Consider the following 17,951-nt stretch of genomic DNA (forward strand, 5'->3'; position numbering starts at 1 on the left):
GGCGCCGCTCCTCCTCATCGCTGCGCTCTGCATCGTCGTCGACGCGGGTCATGCCAACTCCTCCGCGTGGGCGCGCAGCCGGGCCAGCACATCCTCGCGCAGCGGTTGCGGCTCTAGTACGACGGCGTCGGCTCCGTATCCGGCGATTTCGCGGGCCAGCCGGTCGGTTGAGCTGATGTCGATTTCGATCACTTCGCCGTCGCGGCCGCCCAGTTGCCGGGCGCCGGTGGACCGTCCGGCGCGCCGCAACGCGGTGGCCCGCCCGTCGGCGACCCACACCAGGGCCCGCGCGCCGGTCGGCGTCTCGGCGACCGTCTGGGCGACGATCCTGCGCAGGTCGATCCCCTCGGGGGTGGTGACGGCGCCGGCCGGCCCGATTGGCGCAACCTCGGCGCCGATGCGGGAGAGCCGGAAGGTGCGGGTGGCGTCGCGATCACGGTCGTGGCCGACGAGATACCAACGGCCCTTTTCGGTGACCACGCCCCATGGCTCGACCGTGCGCATGGTGTAGGGCTCGGCGCGTGACGGCCGATGCGGGAACTGCACGGCCTGCCGGGAGTCGATGGCGGACAACAGGATTCCGAGCACTTGCTCGGACCCGCGCAGGCCCGGCACGCCCTCCGGGGAGGCGATCGCCACCGGGGCTTCGGGATCCACGTCGACGCCGGCGGCGCGCAGCTTGAGCAGCGCACCCTGGGTGGCAGTGATCAGCTCGGGCGACTCCCACAGCTGGGTGGCGACGGCGACCGCCGCCGCCTCATCCGCGGTCAGCTCGACCGCCGGCAGCGAGTACGCGTCCCGGTTGATGCGGTAGCCCTCGGTGGGGTCCAGCGCCGACACCCGACCGACCTCGAGGGGGATGCCGAGGTCACGCAGCTCGTTCTTGTCGCGTTCGAACATCCGGGAAAAGGCCTCAAGGCTGGGGCTTTCCGAATATCCCGCCACGCTGGAGCGGATTTTTTCCGCGGTGATGTAGCCGCGAGTGGACAGCAGGGCGATGACGAGATTGACCAGCCGTTCGACTTTCGAGGTCGCCATTTGCTCCAGGTTAGATGGCCCGCACCCCGCGCGTGCACCGACTCGCCAACGTCACTTTGGCCACACCAGCCACATGAGCCCCCGTTTGGTCGGGCACAGTCCCTTCTCAAAGTTGATATCGCATGCGCTATCGACTTTGCGGTTGAACCATGGGACGCCACGCCGGGGCCAGTGTGACTGGTGTGACCGCGAGCTACATGCTGGCGATGAGCCGCTTGACCCGCTCGTCGACCGCCCGGAAGGGGTCTTTGCACAGCACGGTGCGTTGCGCCTGGTCGTTGAGCTTGAGGTGAACCCAGTCGACGGTGAAGTCGCGGCCGGCCGCCTGGGCGGCGCTGATGAACTCGCCACGCAGCCGAGCGCGGGTGGTCTGAGGCGGGTTGTCAACGGCTTCGGCGATGTCCTCGTCGGTGGTGACGCGAGCGGCCAGACCCTTGCGCTGCAGCAGGTCGAAGACCCCGCGGCCGCGCTTGATGTCGTGATACGCCAGGTCGAGCTGGGCGATCTTCGGGTCGGACAGCTCCATGTTGTAGCGGTCCTGATAGCGCTGGAACAGTTTGCGCTTGATCACCCAGTCGATCTCGGTGTCGACCTTGGCGAAGTCCTGGCTTTCGACGGCGTCCAGCTGCCGGCCCCACAGGTCGACGACCTGCTCGATCTGAGCGTTGGGCTCCCGGGTCTGCAGGTGCTCGACGGCGCGGCTGTAGTACTCGCGCTGGATGTCCAGCGCGCTGGCCTGACGCCCGCCGGCCAAGCGCACCGGGCGGCGGCCGGTGACGTCGTGGCTGACCTCGCGGATCGCGCGGATCGGGTTGTCCAGCGAGAAGTCGCGGAACGGCACACCGGATTCGATCATCTCGAGCACCAGCGCGGCGGTGCCCACCTTGAGCATCGTGGAGGTCTCGCACATGTTCGAGTCGCCGACGATGACGTGCAGTCGCCGGTACTTCTCGGCGTCGGCGTGCGGCTCGTCGCGGGTGTTGATGATGGGGCGACTACGGGTGGTCGCCGAGGAGACGCCTTCCCAGATGTGCTCGGCGCGTTGGGAAAGGCAGAACGTCGCGGCCTTGGGTGTCTGCAGCACCTTGCCCGCCCCGCAGATCAGCTGGCGGGTGACCAGGAACGGCAGCAGCACATCGGAGATCCGGGAGAACTCGCCGGCCCGCACGATCAGATAATTCTCGTGGCAGCCGTAGGAGTTGCCCGCCGAGTCGGTGTTGTTCTTGAACAGGTAGATGTCGCCGCCGATGCCTTCGTCGGCAAGCCGCTGCTCGGCGTCTACCAGCAGGTCTTCCAGCACCCATTCCCCGGCCCGGTCGTGGGTGACCAGCTGCACCAGGCTGTCGCACTCGGCGGTGGCGTACTCGGGGTGGCTGCCGACGTCGAGGTACAGGCGGGCGCCGTTGCGCAAGAAGACGTTGGAGCTGCGTCCCCAGGACACCACCCGACGGAAAAGGTAGCGGGCTACCTCGTCCGGCGACAGGCGACGATGGCCGTGGAACGTGCAGGTGACACCGAACTCAGTCTCGATGCCCATGATTCGTCGCTGCACACAATCGAGGGTACTGGTTGTCTAACCGCGACGGTGAAGAAGCCGCGCCCGCGGGTTTAATCCGAAGACGCGTCGTCAGGATCCGCGGCGTCGCCGTTGGATTCCGAGCCCTTCGAATCCACCTCCTGCAGGAGGTTTTCCAGGGTGTGCCGACCGATCCGCCGGAACGCGCGCCGCGGCCGGTTGACGTCCAGGATGGCGACCTCGAGGCTGGTCACGTCCAGTGTCGGCTGGTCGCCGTTCGGGGAGTCGGCACTGCCGGCCCGCAGCGCGTCGACCGCGATCCCCAAAGCGTCGCGCAGGTCGGCGTTTTCGGCGTACGACTCCTTGAGCGCGGTCGCGATCGGCTCGGTGGTGCCGCCCATCACCACGAAGTGCGGCTCGTCGGCGATGGACCCGTCGTAGGTGATCCGGTACAACTCAGGCGGTTTGGTCTGGCCGTAGTGGGCGACCTCCGCGACGCATAACTCGACCTCGTAGGGCTTGGCCTGCTCGGTGAAGATGGTGCCCAGGGTCTGCGCGTAGACGTTGGCCAGCTGGCGGCCGGTGACGTCGCGGCGGTCGTAGGCGTAGCCGCGGGTGTCGGCGAACTGGATGCCACCGCGACGCAGATTGTCGAATTCGTTGAACTTGCCGGCGGCCGCGAAGCCGACCCGGTCGTAGAGTTCGCTGATCTTCTGCAGGGAGCGCGACGGGTTCTCGGCGACGAACAGCACGCCGCCGGCGTAGGCCAGCGCCACCACGCTACGGCCCCGCGCGATGCCCTTGCGCGCGAGCTCGCTGCGCTCACGCATCGCCTGCTCAGGCGAGATGAAATACGGGAAGCTCACTTCTCACCGCCATCCGGGCCGAAAGTGTCGGCGCGCGAGCGGCTTTCGATGACCTCGCGGGCCAGCTCGGCGATGCGGCTCTCGGGCACGTCGGCAGCTCCTTCGGCCCCGATGGCGACCGCCGTGGGGAAGATGCCGCGAACCAGATCCGGTCCCCCGGTAGCGGAGTCGTCGTCGGCGGCGTCGTACAGCGCCTCCACGGCCACCCGCAGCGCGGAATCGAGGTCGGTGACTCGGGCGTACAGCTTCTTGATCGAGGACTTGGCGAAGATCGACCCCGACCCCACCGACTGGTAGCCCTCTTCCTCGATGTTCCAGCCGCCCGCCGCATCGAAAGACACAATGCGCCCGGCGCTTTCCGGATCGGCGGCGTGGATGTCGTAGCCCGCCAGCAGCGGCAGCGCCACCAGCCCCTGCATCGCGGCGGCGAGGTTGCCGCGCACCATGATCGCGAGCCGGTTTACCTTGCCGGCGAAGGTGAGCGGTACGCCTTCCAGCTTCTCGTAGTGCTCGAGCTCCACGGCGTAGAGGCGGGCGAATTCGACGGCGATCGCGGCCGTGCCGGCGATGCCGGTCGCGGTGTAGTCGTCGGTGATGTAGACCTTCTTGACGTCGCGGCCGGCGATCATGTTGCCCTGCGTGGAGCGCCGGTCACCGGCGATGACCACACCACCGGGGTATTTCAGGGCGACGATCGTGGTGCCGTGCGGCAGATGCCCGGCGTCACCACCGGATTGGCCACCGCCGCCGCCCAGCACTGCGGGTAGCAATTCCGGCGCCTGGCGGCGCAACAGGTCGGCGAATGAGGACGTATTTATGGCGGAGAATCCGGGTAGCGACGAGTTAGTGGGCAGACGATCGGGAAAAGGCCAGGTCACTGTCCGCCCTTTTGGACGTACGCACGAACGAAGTCCTCCGCGTTTTCCTCAAGGACGTCGTCAATCTCGTCGAGCAGATCGTCGGTTTCCTCGGTCAGTTTCTCGCGACGCTCTTGACCCGCGGCGGTGGTGCCAACGACGTCATCGTCGTCGTCGCCGCCTCCGCCACGCTTGGTCTGCTCCTGCGCCATCGCCGCCTCCTGCTTCGTGGGCTGTTCACTGGCCGCTTAAACATGCCCGTTGGTATCTCTACCCTACCGGTCAAAGCCGACGTTCTTCGGTTAACAAGCCTCAGCTCGTCAGTTGTTGCACCAGTTCGGCGGCACTGTCCACGGAGTCCAGCAGCGCCCCGACGTGCGCCTTGCTGCCCCGCAGCGGCTCCAGCGTCGGGATGCGCACCAGCGAATCGCCACCGAGATCGAAAATCACCGAGTCCCAACTGGCCGCGGCGATGTCGGCCCCGAATCTGCGCAGGCATTCGCCGCGGAAATACGCGCGAGTGTCCGTCGGCGGATTGTCCACCGCCTCGATCACCTGGTGCTCGCTGACCAGACGCTTCATCGAGCCGCGCGCGACCAGCCGGTTGTATAGACCCTTGTCCAGCCGGACGTCGGAATATTGCAGGTCGACCAGGTGCAGCCGCGGCGCCGACCAGCTCAGGTTCTCCCGCTGCCGGAAACCCTCGAGCAGTCGCAGCTTCGCCGGCCAGTCCAGCAGCTCCGCGCATTCCATCGGGTCCCGCTCCAGCAGGTCGAGCACGTGCGCCCAGGTTTCAACGACGTCGGCCGCCCGCGGATCGGGGTCGCGGCCGTCGATCAGCTTGGCGACCCGGTCGAGGTAAATGCGTTGCAGCGCAAGGGCGGTCAGCTCGCGGCCGTCGGCCATGGCCACCGCGACGCGCAGCGCCGGGTCACGGCTGATCGCGTGGACCGCGTGCACCGGCCGGGCCAGCGCCAGATCGCTCAGGTCGATACCGTGCTGCGGGCCATCTTCGATCAGGTCCAGAACCAGCGCCGTGGTGCCCAGCTTCAAGTAAGTCGACGTCTCGGCGAGGTTGGCGTCGCCGATGATGACGTGCAGCCGGCGATACCGGTCGGCGTCGGCGTGCGGTTCGTCACGGGTGTTGATGATGCCGCGCTTCAGCGTGGTCTCCAGCCCGACCTCGACCTCGATGTAGTCGGAGCGCTGGGACAGCTGGAAGCCGGGGTCGTCACCCGAGGGGCCGATACCGACCCGGCCAGAACCGGTGACGACCTGCCGGGACACCAAAAACGGGGTCAGACCAGCGATAATGGCCGAAAACGGCGTCTGTCGCGACATCAGGTAGTTCTCGTGCGACCCGTACGAGGCACCCTTGCCGTCGACGTTGTTCTTGTAGAGCTGCAGCTTGGCCGCCCCGGGCACGCTGGCGACGTGCCGTGCGGCGGCCTCCATCACCCGCTCACCGGCCTTGTCCCAGATCACCGCGTCCAGCGGGTCGGTGCACTCCGGCGCGGAGTATTCGGGGTGCGCGTGGTCGACGTAGAGCCGCGCACCGTTGGTCAGAATCATGTTGGCCGCGCCGACCTCGTCGGCGTCGACCACCGGCGGCGGCCCGGCCGAGCGACTCAGGTCGAAACCGCGGGCGTCGCGCAGCGGCGACTCCACCTCGTAATCCCAGCGGGTGCGCTTGGCGCGTTGAATACCGGCGGCGGCCGCATAGGCCAACACCGCCTGAGTCGAGGTAAGGATCGGGTTGGCAGTCGGGTCGGACGGCGACGAAATGCCGTACTCGACCTCCGTCCCGATAATCCGTTGCATCCGTTCAGCGTAGGCCGGACGACGATGCGCCACGCGTGGGGGGAACCGCGCGGCCGGTACGGGGACGCCGCAGATCGTTGAAATACCTTCTGGCCAAAGATGCTTCAGGACTCAACCCGCGTGCGGCGCGACGGCCGCGCTGGCGCGCCGCCGAACGAATCCTGACCTGCGCGAAAACGTCCAACACAGCGGTTGCTGCGCCACTAAGGTGACCCGGTGTGAACCTAACTCTGCGCCGCACGCCGGGCAGCCAGAAGGCGGCGACCGCCGAGGCGGAACGGTGGTTCCTCGAGCGCGGCCTGCCGTCCGTGCTGACCCGGCGGGGCCGATGGCGACGACTCTGGCCGCGGTGCGCTCCGATGCTGGCCGCGTGGGCGGGGCTCGAGGCCTGTCTGCTGGGCGTGTATTTCGTCAGCGACGGCCACGAGGTCTTCATTGAGGGGACACCGACAACCCGGCAATGGGTCATCCTGGCGTTGCTCGGGGCCGCTCTCCCGCTGGCGGCTCTGCTCGGCTGGCTGGTGTCGCGGGTCTCGCGCGCGAGCGTCCGCGCGACGATCGCGACCGTGGCGCTGGCCTTCGCGGTCGTCTGCGGGGTCGTCGAAAGCGGCCCTCTCCAACTGACCCGGGACGCCGTGATTCTGGTCCTGGTGCTGCTGCTGACCGGCTCGGGCGTCGGATCGGTGCTCGCCTGGGCGGTGCGCATGACGTTCGAGCACCTTGCCACGGTCGGCACGCTGGCGATCCGGGCCCTGCCGATTGTGCTGCTGACCGCGTTGGTGTTCTTCAACACCTACGTCTGGCTGATGGCGGCCACCATCAACGGGAAGCGGATCTCGCTGGCAATATTCTTTCTGCTCGGCATCGCGGGGGCATTCGTCGTATCCAAGACCGTGGAACGGGTGCGGCCGCTGCTGAAGTCGACGGCGTCGCTGCCCGAAGGCAGCGACCGCCTCGCCGACACTCCCTTCGCAGCGATGCTTGACCCGTCGCCGGGCCCAGTTTTGAAGAAGGCGGAACGCCTCAATGTGGTTTTCCTGCTCGCCGCCTCGCAACTCGTGGAGATCCTGGTGGTGGCACTCGTCGGCGGAACGATGTACCTCATTCTCGGGCTGATCATTCTGACGCCACAGCTGCTCAACGAATGGACCCACACCTACGTCAGCACCGCGACGGTCATGGGATGGACACTGCCCGTACCGGATTCGCTGATCCACATGTGCCTGTTCCTCGGCGCGTTGACGTTCATGTACATCAGCGCCCGTGCCGTCGACGACGCCGAGTACCGGGGCATGTTCCTCGACCCGCTCATCGACGACCTGCATGTCGCGCTGGCAGCCCGCAACCGCTACCGAGGCGCCATCACCGACGTCGCCACAACGACAGAAAGCGAGTAACAAGTGCCTGACTTGTCTGGAAAGCGTTACGGCGAAGTGCTTCTCGTCGAGGTCGGCGAATCCGGTCCACAAGCCACCGTCTACAACAGCTTCGGACTCAACGACTGTCCGGCCGAGCTGTGGTCCGCGCTCGACCCGCAGGCCATCGCGAAGGAACACGGTGCGGCCGCGGCGCTGCTCAACGGTCCGCGCTACTGGCTGATGAACGACATCGAAAAGCACGCCGAGGGCCCGCAGGAGCGCTTGACGTTCGGCGGGATCGAGATGATCAAGCAAGCCACCGTGCAGCTCTCGTCGATGAACCCCGCCCCGTACACCGTCAACGAAGTGGCCCGCAATACGGTCTTCGTCTTCAACGCCGGCGAAGAGATATACGAACTCATCGATCCCGACGGCAAGCGCTGGGTCATGCAGACCTGGAGCCAAGTCGCCGACCCCAACCTGTCGCGGGCCGACCTGGCCGGGCTGGCCGGGCGGCTCACGCTGCCCGAGGGGTGGCGCTATCAGCCGCGCGTGCTCACCGAGACATTGCGGGTGGACACGACGACTCGCCCCGCCCGCGTGACGCAGGACGACCTGACGAACAGCTACTCGTTCGAATTCGACTGAGCCGACTAGAGATTGGATCCCTAGAGGTACTGGCCGAGGTTCGATTCGGTGTCGATGGCGCGCGACGCGCTCGACGACTTGCCGGTGACCAGGGTGCGGATGTACACGATCCGCTCGCCCTTCTTGCCCGAGATCCGCGCCCAGTCATCGGGATTGGTCGTGTTGGGCAGGTCCTCGTTCTCGGCGAACTCGTCGACGATCGAGTCGAGCAGATGCTGAATGCGTAGCCCGTGCTGCCCGGTCTCCAGCACCGACTTGATCGCGTTCTTCTTCGCCCGGTCGACGACGTTCTGGATCATGGCCCCGGAGTTGAAGTCCTTGAAGTACATGACTTCCTTGTCACCGTTGGCGTAGGTGACCTCGAGGAAACGGTTGTCGTCGATCTCGGCGTACATCCGCTCGACGACCTTCTCGATCATCGCCGCGATGCAGGCCGAACGGTCACCGTCGAACTCGGCGATGTCGTCGGCATGCACCGGCAGGTTCTCGGTCAAGTACTTCGAGAAGATGTCCTGTGCCGCTTCGGCATCGGGCCGCTCGATCTTGATCTTCACGTCGAGACGCCCCGGCCGCAGGATCGCGGGGTCGATCATGTCCTCGCGGTTCGACGCGCCGATCACGATGACGTTCTCGAGTCCCTCCACGCCGTCGATCTCGCTGAGCAGCTGCGGGACCACCGTGGTCTCGACATCCGACGAGACGCCGGTGCCGCGGGTGCGGAAGATCGAGTCCATCTCGTCGAAGAACACGATCACCGGTGTTCCCTCGGACGCCTTCTCGCGGGCCCGCTGGAAGATCAGCCGGATGTGCCGCTCGGTCTCGCCGACGAACTTGTTCAGCAGCTCGGGACCCTTGATGTTCAAGAAGTACGACTTGGCCTCGCGGGCGTCGTCGCCACGCACCTCGGCCATCTTCTTGGCCAACGAGTTGGCGACCGCCTTGGCGATCAGCGTCTTACCGCAGCCGGGCGGGCCGTAGAGCAACACCCCCTTGGGCGGCCGCAGCGAGTACTCGCGGTACAGCTCCTTGTGCAGGAACGGCAGCTCCACGGCATCGCGGATCTGCTCGATCTGGCGAGTCAGGCCACCGATGTCCTGGTAGCTGACGTCGGGCACCTCTTCCAGCACCAGGTCCTCGACCTCGGCCTTGGGAATGCGCTCGAACGCGTAGCCGGCTTTGGTGTCGACCAGTAGAGAATCGCCAGGCCGCAACTTGCGCGGCCTGGTGTCATCGTTGAGTGCGTCCGGAACGCCGTCCGGCAAGTCCTCCGCCACCAGCGGGTCCGCGAGCCACACGATCCGTTCCTCGTCGGCGTGCCCCACGACCAATGCCCGGTGCCCGTCGTTGAGCACCTCCCGCAAAGTCGAGATCTCGCCGACCGATTCGTACGTCCCCGCTTCAACGACGGTCAGGGCTTCGTTGAGCCGAACCGTCTGGCCCTTGCGCAGGGATGGCACGTCGATATTGGGCGAGCACGTCAGTCGCATCTTGCGACCCGAGGTGAACACGTCGACCGTTTCGTCCTCGTGACTCCCGAGCAAAACGCCGTAGCCGCTGGGCGGCTGCCCCAGCCGGTCGACTTCTTCCCGCAGCGCCAACAACTGCTGCCGGGCTTCTTTAAGAGTTTCCATTAACTTGGAATTACGGGAGGCAAGCGAGTCGATGCGGGCTTCGAGCTGATGCACGTCGCGCGAGGAGCGGGTGCCGCCCTGCGATCCGGCTGCCTGCTCGAGTTGCTCACGCAACACTGCTGCCTCGCGGCGCAACTGTTCCAATTCGGCAGCATCGCCGCTGGACATGTCAGTTTCGCGATTGATACCGAATGCTTCAGAACGCTCTGAGTCACCCATGTTGCGCTCCTTTCCCGCCCCGAATTGATGCGGTGGATCCCTATAACGCTACCGGCGATCGGCTGTTCATGCGTGAACTCAAAAGCCATCAAAAGTCGCGTCGTTACTCCCGCTGGTAACCTCGGCGTCGATTTGGGACCACCGAGAGGACACCCGTGACCGCAAAACCCCTCGCCACAGGCATTGCCGTGGCCGCGGTCATCAACGCAAGGTTTCCAACTGTGACTTCCATTGCACCAGTTGACCCGACCGCAGCAACCACCCCCCTCCAAGAATCAGGCGTGGCCGAATAGCCCGGCCGACCCGACGGATGCACCGACACCTGTCCGTAGCACTGAGCGCCGCCACCACGGTGGCGGCCCTCGGGCTGGCGGCATGCTCGCACAGCGAACCCAAGGTGCTGCCGTCGAGTAGTTCGGCGGCCGCCGCGCCCACGTCCACTCCGCTGATCGTCACGGCTCCCCCGACGGCTCCCGTGCCGGTGCCCGAGGCTCTGGTCGAAGTGCTGAACCGGCTTGTCGACCCGAACATTCCGGGCGTCAACAAGGTGAACCTCGTCGAAGGCGCGACGCCGGAGAGCGCCGCCACGCTGGATAAATTCGTCAACGCGCTGCGTGACAACGGCTACTTGCCGATGACTTTCGTGGCGAACAACATCGCGTGGTCGGACAAGAATCCGTCCAACGTGGTGGCCACCGTCAGCGTCAACACCGCCAAGGGAAGCAACGGCGCGTTCACCTTCCCGATGGAGTTCGCACCCCTCCAGGGCGGCTGGCAGCTTTCCCGACGAACAGCGGAAATGCTGTTGGCACTGGGCAACTCGCCGGCCCCGACGCCACCGCCGCCAAGCCCGACTCTTCCGCTGCCCCCGCCGCCGGAACCCGTCCAGCCTCCCGCTCCGCCTCCCGCACCGCCGCCCGCGCCCGCCCCGCCGCCCGCTCCGGCTCCGGCACCGCCGCCCGAGTCCACCCCTGCGCAAGCTCCGCCTGGCTGATGTGGATCGCCTGGCTCGAATTCGACGTGTTGCTGGGCGACGTGCGATCGCTCAAGCAGAAGCGATCGGTGATCCGTCCCGTCGTCGCCGAGCTGCGCCGCAAGTTCAGCGTGTCGGCCGCCGAGACCGGTTGGCAGGATCTGCATCGGCGAGCGGGCATCGGTGTGGCGGTCGTGTCGGGTGACCGCAGCCACGCCGTCGATGTCCTCGACGCGGCCGAACGTCTGGTCGCCGCGCATCCCGAGTTCGAAGTGCTGTCGGTGCAACGCTCGCTGATCCGCAGCGAGGACTACGCCTAGCCGTCCCTACCCGGCCGCTTGCGGCCCAACGGCACCGGAGCGATCGTGCCCGGCGCCAGCCGACGCGACGCCACCAGGAACGCGGTGTGCCCGCGCATCGAGTGCTGCGGCCGGACGGCCAGGCCGACAACATGCCATCCGCGCTGGATCGTCTCCCAGGACCGCGGCTCGGTCCAGCACTGCTGGGCCCGCAGCGCCTCCACCACCTTCGACAGCTGGGTGACCGTGGCCACGTAGATCACCAGCACCCCGCCGGCGACCACGAGCCGCGACACGGTGTCCAGCACCTCCCACGGGGACAGCATGTCCAGCACGGCCCGGTCGAAGGAGCCGTCGGGCAGCCCGGAGTCGACGACATCGCTGACGACCAGCTCCCAGTTGGCGGGCGCCCCGCCGAAAAAGACGGACACGTTGCGCCGCGCATGTTCGGCGTGATCCGCGCGCGCTTCGTAGGAGACCACCCGACCCTCGGGTCCCACGGCGCGCAACAGGGAACAGGTCAACGCACCGGATCCGGCTCCGGCCTCCAGCACGCGGGCGCCCGGAAAGATGTCGCCCTCGTGCACGATCTGGGCGGCGTCCTTCGGATAGATGACTTGAGGCCCCCGGGGCATCGACATGATGTAGTCGACCAGCAACGGGCGCAGCACCAGGTAGGGGTTGCCGTTGCTGGATTTGACGACGCTGCCCTGTTCCAGCCCGATGATCGTGTCGTGCGCAATCGCGCCGCGGTGAGTGTGGAACTCAGCGCCTTCGGTGAGCGCCAGCGTGTAGTGACGGCCCTTGGCGTCGGTGAGCTGCACCCGCTCGCCGACGGTGAAAGGACCGGTGTTGGACACGCCGTTCAGCGTGCCAGCCGACTCGCCGTTACCGATGCTCGGGGTTGTCGGCACCGCGTCCTAGGCTGCGAATATGACCGACCAGCCGCAGGACCAGGCGCGGCCGGCTTCCAGACCGGCCCTGTCACCGTCGCGAGCGGCGGATTTCAAGCAGTGCCCGTTGCTGTACCGGTTCCGCGCGATCGACCGGCTGCCCGAGCCGCCGTCGACGGCGCAGATCCGCGGCTCGGTGGTGCATGCCGCGCTGGAGCAGCTCTACGGCCTGCCCGCGGCGTCGCGCGGCCTAGAGAATGCGATATCGCTCGTGGAGCCGGCGTGGGAGCAGGTGGTCGCCGCGGAGCCCGACCGGGTCGGCGAGCTGGACTCCGTCCAGCGGACCCAGGTGCTGGAGGAAGCCCGGGCGCTGCTGTCCGGCTATTACCGGCTGGAAGATCCGACCCGATTCGACCCGCAGTGCTGCGAGCAGCGGGTGGAGGTGGAGCTCGCCGACGGTACGTTGCTGCGTGGCTTCATCGACCGGATCGACGTCGCCGCCACCGGCGAGGTGCGGGTGGTCGACTACAAGACCGGTAAGGCGCCACCGGCCGCGCGGGCTTTGGCCGAGTTCAAGGCGATGTTCCAGATGAAGTTCTACGCGGTGGCGCTGTTGCGCACCCGCGGTGTACCGCCCACCCGGCTGCGACTCATCTACCTCGCCGACGGCCAGGTGCTGGACTACTCGCCCGAACTCGACGAGCTGCTGCGCTTCGAGAAGACATTGATGGCGATCTGGCGTGCGATCCAATCCGCCGGCGAGACAGGCGATTTCCGCCCCAGCCAGTCGCGGTTGTGCGACTGGTGTCCGCACCACGAGCACTGTCCGGTTTTCGGCGGCACACCACCGCCCTACCCCGGCTGGCCGGATCAACGGCGGGCGCAAGCTGTTTCGCATTCGACCGAACCGGCGGCGTGATCGGCTAGTCGAGCGGCGACATCTCCTGCAGCATCGTCGGAATGAGCTCGCTGACGGTGGGATGGATGTGCATCGTGCGCGACAGCGTGGTGTACGGAGCCTTGGCCGACATGACGTCCAGAATGGCGTGAATCGCCTCGTCACCACCGACGCCGAGGATGGCGGCTCCGAGGATCTCGTGGGTGTCGGCGTCGACGACGACTTGCATAAAGCCTTGCGTCTCACCCTTTTCCACGGCCCTGCCGACCCTGGTCATCGCCCGCTTGCCGAGCAGCGCCTTGCGGCCCGACGCGCGGACCTCACCGACCGTCATCCCGGCACGCCCCAGCGGCGGATCGATGTAGAGCGCGTAGGTGGTGATGCGGTCGCTCACCCGGCGCGGATCGTCGTCGAGCAGGTTGGCGGCGACTATCTCGAAATCGTTGTACGAGGTATGGGTGAACGCGCCCTTGCCGTTGCAATCGCCCATCGCCCAGATGTGATCGGCGCTGGTCTTGAGCTGATCGTCGACCACGATGTAGCCGCGGTTGTCGGTCTGCACCCCGGCGGCCTCGAGCCCCAGGTCGTCGGTGTTGGGCCGGCGGCCCACCGCCAATAGCAGATGGCTGCCCGGGATGGGGTCGGCGCCGGCGCGAGGTGTGAGTTCGAATCCGTTGTCGTTCTTGCGAATTCGCACATCATCGGCACCGAGCTCGACGTCGATGCCTTCAGACTCCAGGATCTCCTTGATGGTGGCCGAGACGTTCTCGTCTTCGCGGGAGGCCAGCCGCGGACCCCGCTCGACAACGGTGACGCTGGCGCCGAACCGCCGGTACATCTGAGCGAACTCCAATGCGATGTAGCTGCCGCCGACGATGACCAGACGGTGCGGCAACGTGTCGAGTTCGAGGATCGACACGTTGGTGAGGTATTCGACATCGTCGAGGCCCGGGATGTCTGGTACCACCGCGCGGCCACCGACGTTGAGGAAGATCCGGTCGGCGCGAAGCTCATCGCCGTCGACACGCAGGGTATGCGGATCGGTGAAGCGGGCGTGTCCGCGAAATACGGTGCAGCCGTCCATGCCCTCCAGCCAGTCCTCCACGCCCTTGCGGTCGGCGAGCATGATGCCGTCTTTGCGTGCCTTGACCTTGGCCATGTCCACGCTGATCGATCCGGTCGCGACACCGAATTCGCCGCTGCGATAGGCCAGATGAGCGACATGCGCACTGGCGACCAGCGTCTTGGTCGGGATGCACCCGTTGTTGACGCAGGTGCCGCCGATCAGTTTGCGCTCGACGATCGCGACCCGCTGCCCGGCGGCTGTCAACCGCCCCGCAAGCGAAGGCCCCGCCTGGCCGGCACCGACGATGATCGCATCGAAATGCGCGGTCACTTAACCGCTGTGATCAGGTAGTGCGTCAGCACCTGGCTCGTCACCGCCACGATGGCGAACCCGCCCAAGATCGCGACGGCATCCTCGAGCAGCGCGATCGGCAGGTCTCGCCCGCCGCTGACCGCGACCAGTCGCTTGCGCGCCTGATAGCCGCCGAGGGTGCCAAGCACCGCGCCGATGACGCCCGCCCCGAGCGCGCTGAACGTCCAATGCGGCCATGCGCCGAGCACCGCGCCCGCAAACCCGCCCATGATGAGCCGGGCGGCGAACACCGGTGGCGCCGTGCGGGGCGGAGTCTTGGGCAGCTTGTCGTTGACCACTTCGCCGACCGCGAGAACGGTGAAGACGACGACGGTGATGATGTTGGCCATCCAGGATGCCCACGTGCCGTGCAGGTCGATCCAACCCAGATACGCGGCCCACGCGACGACGGCGGGCGCCGTCAACGAACGCAACCCGGCGACAACACCAATCAGCAAAGCCAGCAAGAGAACAAGGACATGTGTCACGGCGACCCTCCTGGGAATGACAGCGCGGCAACCATAAGAGGGGGACGGCCCGGCGGGCCCCCTCCCCTAGCCGGACGCTAACACAGCCGGGACCGGGCTGGCGTGATCAGAATCGGCAGAACCTGATATCGGAAGCCAGAATCGCTTTGGCTCCGATGGCCGCGAGCTCATCCATGATCTCGTTGACGCCCCGGCGCGGCACCAGCGCCCGGATCGCAACCCAGTCCGGGTCCGCAAGTGGAGCGATGGTCGGCGACTCCAGCCCCGGCGTGATCGAGGTGGCCTGATCCAGTACCGAGCGCGGGCAGTCGTAGTCGAGCATCAGGTACTGCTGCCCGAACACCACACCCTGAATCCGCGCGACCAGCTGATCGCGCGCCGCCCTCGCCGCGTCCCCGCCATCCGGGTTGGCACGCTCGATCAGCACCGCCTCCGAATCACACAGCGGCTCACCGAAAGCCACCAGATCGTGCAGGCTCAGGGTGCGGCCCGATCCCACCACGTCAGCGATCGCGTCGGCCACCCCGAGTTGCACCGAGATCTCCACCGCACCATCGAGCCGGATAACGGTGGCCTCGATTCCCCTGTCCGCCAGATCTTTTCGCACCAGGTTCGGGTAGGCGGTAGCGATCCGCTTGCCGGCTAGATCGGCCGCCGTCCAGTCGAGCCCGGCGGGCCCCGCATAACGGAAGCTGGACGAACCGAAACCCAGCGCCAGGCATTCACGCACCGGCGCATCCGAGTCGAGTACCAGGTCTCGCCCGGTGATGCCGAAATCGAGCTGCCCCGAACCGACATAGATGGCAATGTCTTTGGGCCTCAGAAAGAAGAACTCGACGTGGTTGGCGCGGTCGATGACGGTGAGGTCTTTGGTATCGGTGCGCCGCCGATAGCCCGCCTCCGAGAGGATCTCGCTGGCCGGCTCGCTCAGCGTGCCTTTGTTGGGAACCGCGACTCGCAACATGGTCACAACTTCCGATAGACGTCGTCGAGCGACAGCCCGCGCGCGATCATCAGCACCTGCGCCCAGTACAGCAACTGACTGATCTCCTCGGCCAATGCGTCGTTGGATTCGTGTTCGGCGGCCAGCCACACCTCTCCGGCCTCCTCCAGGATCTTCTTGCCCAGCCCATGAATCCCGCCGTCGAGCGCGGCGACCGTGGCACTGCCGGCCGGTCGGGTGCGGGCACGATCGCCGAGTTCGGCGAACAGATCCTCGAATGTCTTCACGGCCAGCGATTGTTTCACGAGGCAGCGAGCAAAGTCACCTCGGTTTAGCCCTGGCGGTCGAAGCCGCCGAGCGTGACCCGCAGCGCCTCTTCCAGCTGGACGTGGAACAGCTCGCTCATCTCGACGTCCGGGCTCAGCCAGCGATCGAGAACGAATTTGACTGTGGCCAAACTGGTGTGGACCAACAGGGCGGGCCGGATGTCGTCCGGCGCGTCGACGCCCATGCGCGCTGCCACTTGCTCGATGAACTTGTGGTGATCGATCTCGCTGACCAACATCGATTTGCTCAGCAGGTGGGGGGCACTTGCGACCGCGTGCTGCCAAGTATCGAGGTTGTCGGTCTCGTCGGCGACCCGGGCGTGCGTGACAAATAGCTGAATCAACGCTTCGACCGGTGATTCGTCCGGCGGTCTCGCGCTGTACGAACTGACGATTTCGTTGACCGCCTCGCGGACGGGGTCGACCAGGAGACCTTCTTTTGTCGGCGCATGCCGGAAATAGGTACTGATGGAAATTCCGGCAGCGGCGGCAATGTCCTCGGTCGTCACGGCATCGAATCCGCGCTCGGCGAAAAGCTGGTACGCGGTGTGCTGGATCTGGGAGAGTAACTCGGCGCGACGCCGGTCCCGTAGCGATCCGGTGTTTGCTGAGGGCATGCCATTACCTTCGTCAATCCGACGTTACAACCCCACCGATGCCGTCCAGTGACGTCTCAGGTGAGTGACTCTACACTATTGAAAGTGCCTATCAACTAGGCTAGTGTGACTCAGCACACATCGAGAACTGCAGCTCACGGATCCGGATGACATTATCTTTCTGAAGATGCGCTACACGGCATCCGACTCCTCCGGCCCTGGACTCAAGCACTTATTGGTGGGGGGAACGCCAATGAAGGCGGTAGCTGGTGCGCGATGATCGGTAGCCACGATTTGCTAGACGGACTGCCGGTTCCGCTTCGATGACGACCCGACAAGACGGCGTCGTCGCCATCCAGGACTGGTCTGTCGGATACGTCAGACGTCATCCGATTGCCTCGCTGACGACGGTCGGCGAACAGTTCGTCCTTGGCGTGCGAACCGTTCAGTACTTCTTTTTCGACCTGATGACCGGCCGATTTCAATGGCAGGAGTTTGTTCGCCAGGGCGCATTCATGGCCGGCACCGCCGTCCTGCCGACGATTCTGGTGTCACTGCCGATCAGCGTCACGCTGTCCATTCAGTTCGCCCTGCTGGCCGGGCAAGTGGGTGCGACCTCGCTGGCCGGCGCGGCAAGCGGACTCGCGGTCATTCGTCAGGGAGCGTCGTTGGTCGCCGCCGTTCTGATGGCCTCGGCCGTCGGCTCGGCGATCACCGCCGATCTGGGTTCGCGAACCATGCGCGAAGAAACCGACGCGATGGAGGTGATGGGCGTCTCGGTGATCCGTCGACTCGTGGTTCCGCGTTTCGCTGCGGCGATCATGATCGGCGTCGGGCTCACCGGTGTCGTGTGCTTCGTCGGATTTTTCGCGAGCTACATGTTCAACGTGTATTTCCAGAACGGGGCGCCCGGCAGCTTCGTCTCGACGTTCGCGTCGTTCGCGACGACCGATGACATGATTTTGGCGTTGGTGAAGGCGGTCATCTTCGGCGCCATCGTCGCCGTGGTGTCGGCACAGAAGGGCCTGTCCACGGTAGGTGGCCCGACGGGTGTGGCGAACTCGGTCAACGCCGCCGTCGTCGAGGCGATCCTGCTGCTGATGATCGTCAACGTCGCGATCAGCCAGCTTTACATCATGTTGGTGCCCAGGACGGGGCTGTGAC

General features: G+C 66.1%; 19 protein-coding genes. 6 read left to right on the forward strand and 13 right to left on the reverse strand.

Annotation, left to right across the window (positions count from 1 at the left end; genetic code table 11):
- Positions 1-48: 48 nt before the first annotated feature.
- The 6 genes from ACZY0B_RS16250 to dop form a co-directional block, all read right to left on the reverse strand.
- Positions 49-1,038, reverse strand: a complete 990-nt coding sequence (locus ACZY0B_RS16250) for a helix-turn-helix transcriptional regulator (protein ID WP_463765162.1) — start codon at positions 1,036-1,038, stop codon at positions 49-51.
- Positions 1,039-1,231: 193 nt separating this feature from the next.
- Positions 1,232-2,590 carry a Pup--protein ligase gene (gene pafA / locus ACZY0B_RS16255; RefSeq protein WP_463765163.1) on the reverse strand — a complete coding sequence of 453 codons (1,359 nt, stop codon included), beginning with the start codon at positions 2,588-2,590 and terminating at the stop codon, positions 1,232-1,234.
- A gap of 56 nt (positions 2,591-2,646) precedes the next feature.
- Positions 2,647-3,420 carry a proteasome subunit alpha gene (gene prcA, locus ACZY0B_RS16260; protein ID WP_463765164.1) on the reverse strand — a complete coding sequence of 258 codons (774 nt, stop codon included), beginning with the start codon at positions 3,418-3,420 and terminating at the stop codon, positions 2,647-2,649.
- On the reverse strand, positions 3,417-4,298 hold the full coding sequence (gene prcB / locus ACZY0B_RS16265; RefSeq protein ID WP_463765165.1) for a proteasome subunit beta: 882 nt from the start codon (positions 4,296-4,298) through the stop codon (positions 3,417-3,419). Before prcB ends, prcA begins: the two co-directional genes overlap by 4 nt.
- Positions 4,295-4,489, reverse strand: coding sequence for a ubiquitin-like protein Pup (locus ACZY0B_RS16270; protein WP_144206034.1), 195 nt, complete (start codon positions 4,487-4,489; stop codon positions 4,295-4,297). Before ACZY0B_RS16270 ends, prcB begins: the two co-directional genes overlap by 4 nt.
- Before the next feature lie 100 nt (positions 4,490-4,589).
- Positions 4,590-6,098, reverse strand: coding sequence for a pup deamidase/depupylase (gene dop / locus ACZY0B_RS16275; protein WP_463765166.1), 1,509 nt, complete (start codon positions 6,096-6,098; stop codon positions 4,590-4,592).
- A gap of 218 nt (positions 6,099-6,316) precedes the next feature.
- Between dop and ACZY0B_RS16280 the strand changes: the two genes are divergently transcribed.
- A complete protein-coding gene (locus tag ACZY0B_RS16280; protein ID WP_463765167.1) occupies positions 6,317-7,495 on the forward strand; it encodes a hypothetical protein in 1,179 nt (392 codons plus the stop codon).
- Between the two features lie 3 nt (positions 7,496-7,498).
- Complete coding sequence (locus tag ACZY0B_RS16285; protein WP_463765168.1) at positions 7,499-8,104, forward strand: hypothetical protein; 606 nt, start codon at positions 7,499-7,501, stop codon at positions 8,102-8,104.
- A gap of 20 nt (positions 8,105-8,124) precedes the next feature.
- Here ACZY0B_RS16285 and arc read toward each other — a convergent pair whose 3' ends face one another.
- Positions 8,125-9,954, reverse strand: coding sequence for a proteasome ATPase (arc, locus tag ACZY0B_RS16290; protein ID WP_463765169.1), 1,830 nt, complete (start codon positions 9,952-9,954; stop codon positions 8,125-8,127).
- A gap of 310 nt (positions 9,955-10,264) precedes the next feature.
- On the opposite strand from arc, the gene lppK reads away from it, so the two are divergent.
- Both lppK and ACZY0B_RS16300 read left to right on the forward strand, forming a co-directional pair.
- Positions 10,265-10,948 (forward strand): lipoprotein LppK, encoded by a 684-nt coding sequence (lppK, locus tag ACZY0B_RS16295; RefSeq protein ID WP_463765170.1) that lies wholly within the window; start codon positions 10,265-10,267, stop codon positions 10,946-10,948.
- A complete protein-coding gene (locus ACZY0B_RS16300; RefSeq protein ID WP_463765171.1) occupies positions 10,948-11,247 on the forward strand; it encodes a DUF503 domain-containing protein in 300 nt (99 codons plus the stop codon). Before lppK ends, ACZY0B_RS16300 begins: the two co-directional genes overlap by 1 nt.
- On the opposite strand, the gene trmI is transcribed toward ACZY0B_RS16300, so the two are convergent.
- Complete coding sequence (gene trmI, locus ACZY0B_RS16305; RefSeq protein ID WP_463765230.1) at positions 11,244-12,086, reverse strand: tRNA (adenine(58)-N(1))-methyltransferase TrmI; 843 nt, start codon at positions 12,084-12,086, stop codon at positions 11,244-11,246. The two genes, ACZY0B_RS16300 and trmI, sit on opposite strands and share 4 nt — an antisense overlap.
- Positions 12,087-12,159: 73 nt before the next feature.
- Between trmI and ACZY0B_RS16310 the strand changes: the two genes are divergently transcribed.
- Complete coding sequence (locus ACZY0B_RS16310) at positions 12,160-13,038, forward strand: RecB family exonuclease (RefSeq protein ID WP_463765172.1); 879 nt, start codon at positions 12,160-12,162, stop codon at positions 13,036-13,038.
- 4 nt (positions 13,039-13,042) lie between these two features.
- On the opposite strand, the gene ACZY0B_RS16315 is transcribed toward ACZY0B_RS16310, so the two are convergent.
- The 5 genes from ACZY0B_RS16315 to ACZY0B_RS16335 form a co-directional block, all read right to left on the reverse strand.
- Complete coding sequence (locus ACZY0B_RS16315) at positions 13,043-14,413, reverse strand: FAD-containing oxidoreductase (protein WP_463765173.1); 1,371 nt, start codon at positions 14,411-14,413, stop codon at positions 13,043-13,045.
- On the reverse strand, positions 14,410-14,922 hold the full coding sequence (locus ACZY0B_RS16320; RefSeq protein ID WP_463765174.1) for a DUF4126 domain-containing protein: 513 nt from the start codon (positions 14,920-14,922) through the stop codon (positions 14,410-14,412). Before ACZY0B_RS16320 ends, ACZY0B_RS16315 begins: the two co-directional genes overlap by 4 nt.
- A 106-nt stretch (positions 14,923-15,028) precedes the next feature.
- Complete coding sequence (gene hisG / locus ACZY0B_RS16325) at positions 15,029-15,886, reverse strand: ATP phosphoribosyltransferase (RefSeq protein WP_463765175.1); 858 nt, start codon at positions 15,884-15,886, stop codon at positions 15,029-15,031.
- A gap of 2 nt (positions 15,887-15,888) precedes the next feature.
- Positions 15,889-16,170: a phosphoribosyl-ATP diphosphatase gene (locus ACZY0B_RS16330; protein ID WP_090603224.1), complete on the reverse strand. Its 282-nt coding sequence runs from the start codon at positions 16,168-16,170 to the stop codon at positions 15,889-15,891.
- A gap of 26 nt (positions 16,171-16,196) precedes the next feature.
- Positions 16,197-16,808: a TetR/AcrR family transcriptional regulator gene (locus tag ACZY0B_RS16335; RefSeq protein WP_463765177.1), complete on the reverse strand. Its 612-nt coding sequence runs from the start codon at positions 16,806-16,808 to the stop codon at positions 16,197-16,199.
- 302 nt (positions 16,809-17,110) lie between these two features.
- Between ACZY0B_RS16335 and ACZY0B_RS16340 the strand changes: the two genes are divergently transcribed.
- A complete protein-coding gene (locus ACZY0B_RS16340) occupies positions 17,111-17,950 on the forward strand; it encodes an MlaE family ABC transporter permease (protein WP_463765178.1) in 840 nt (279 codons plus the stop codon).
- The last annotated feature ends 1 nt before the right edge of the window (position 17,951 follow it).

It is taken from the genome of Mycobacterium sp. IDUB_19 (assembly GCF_055419445.1).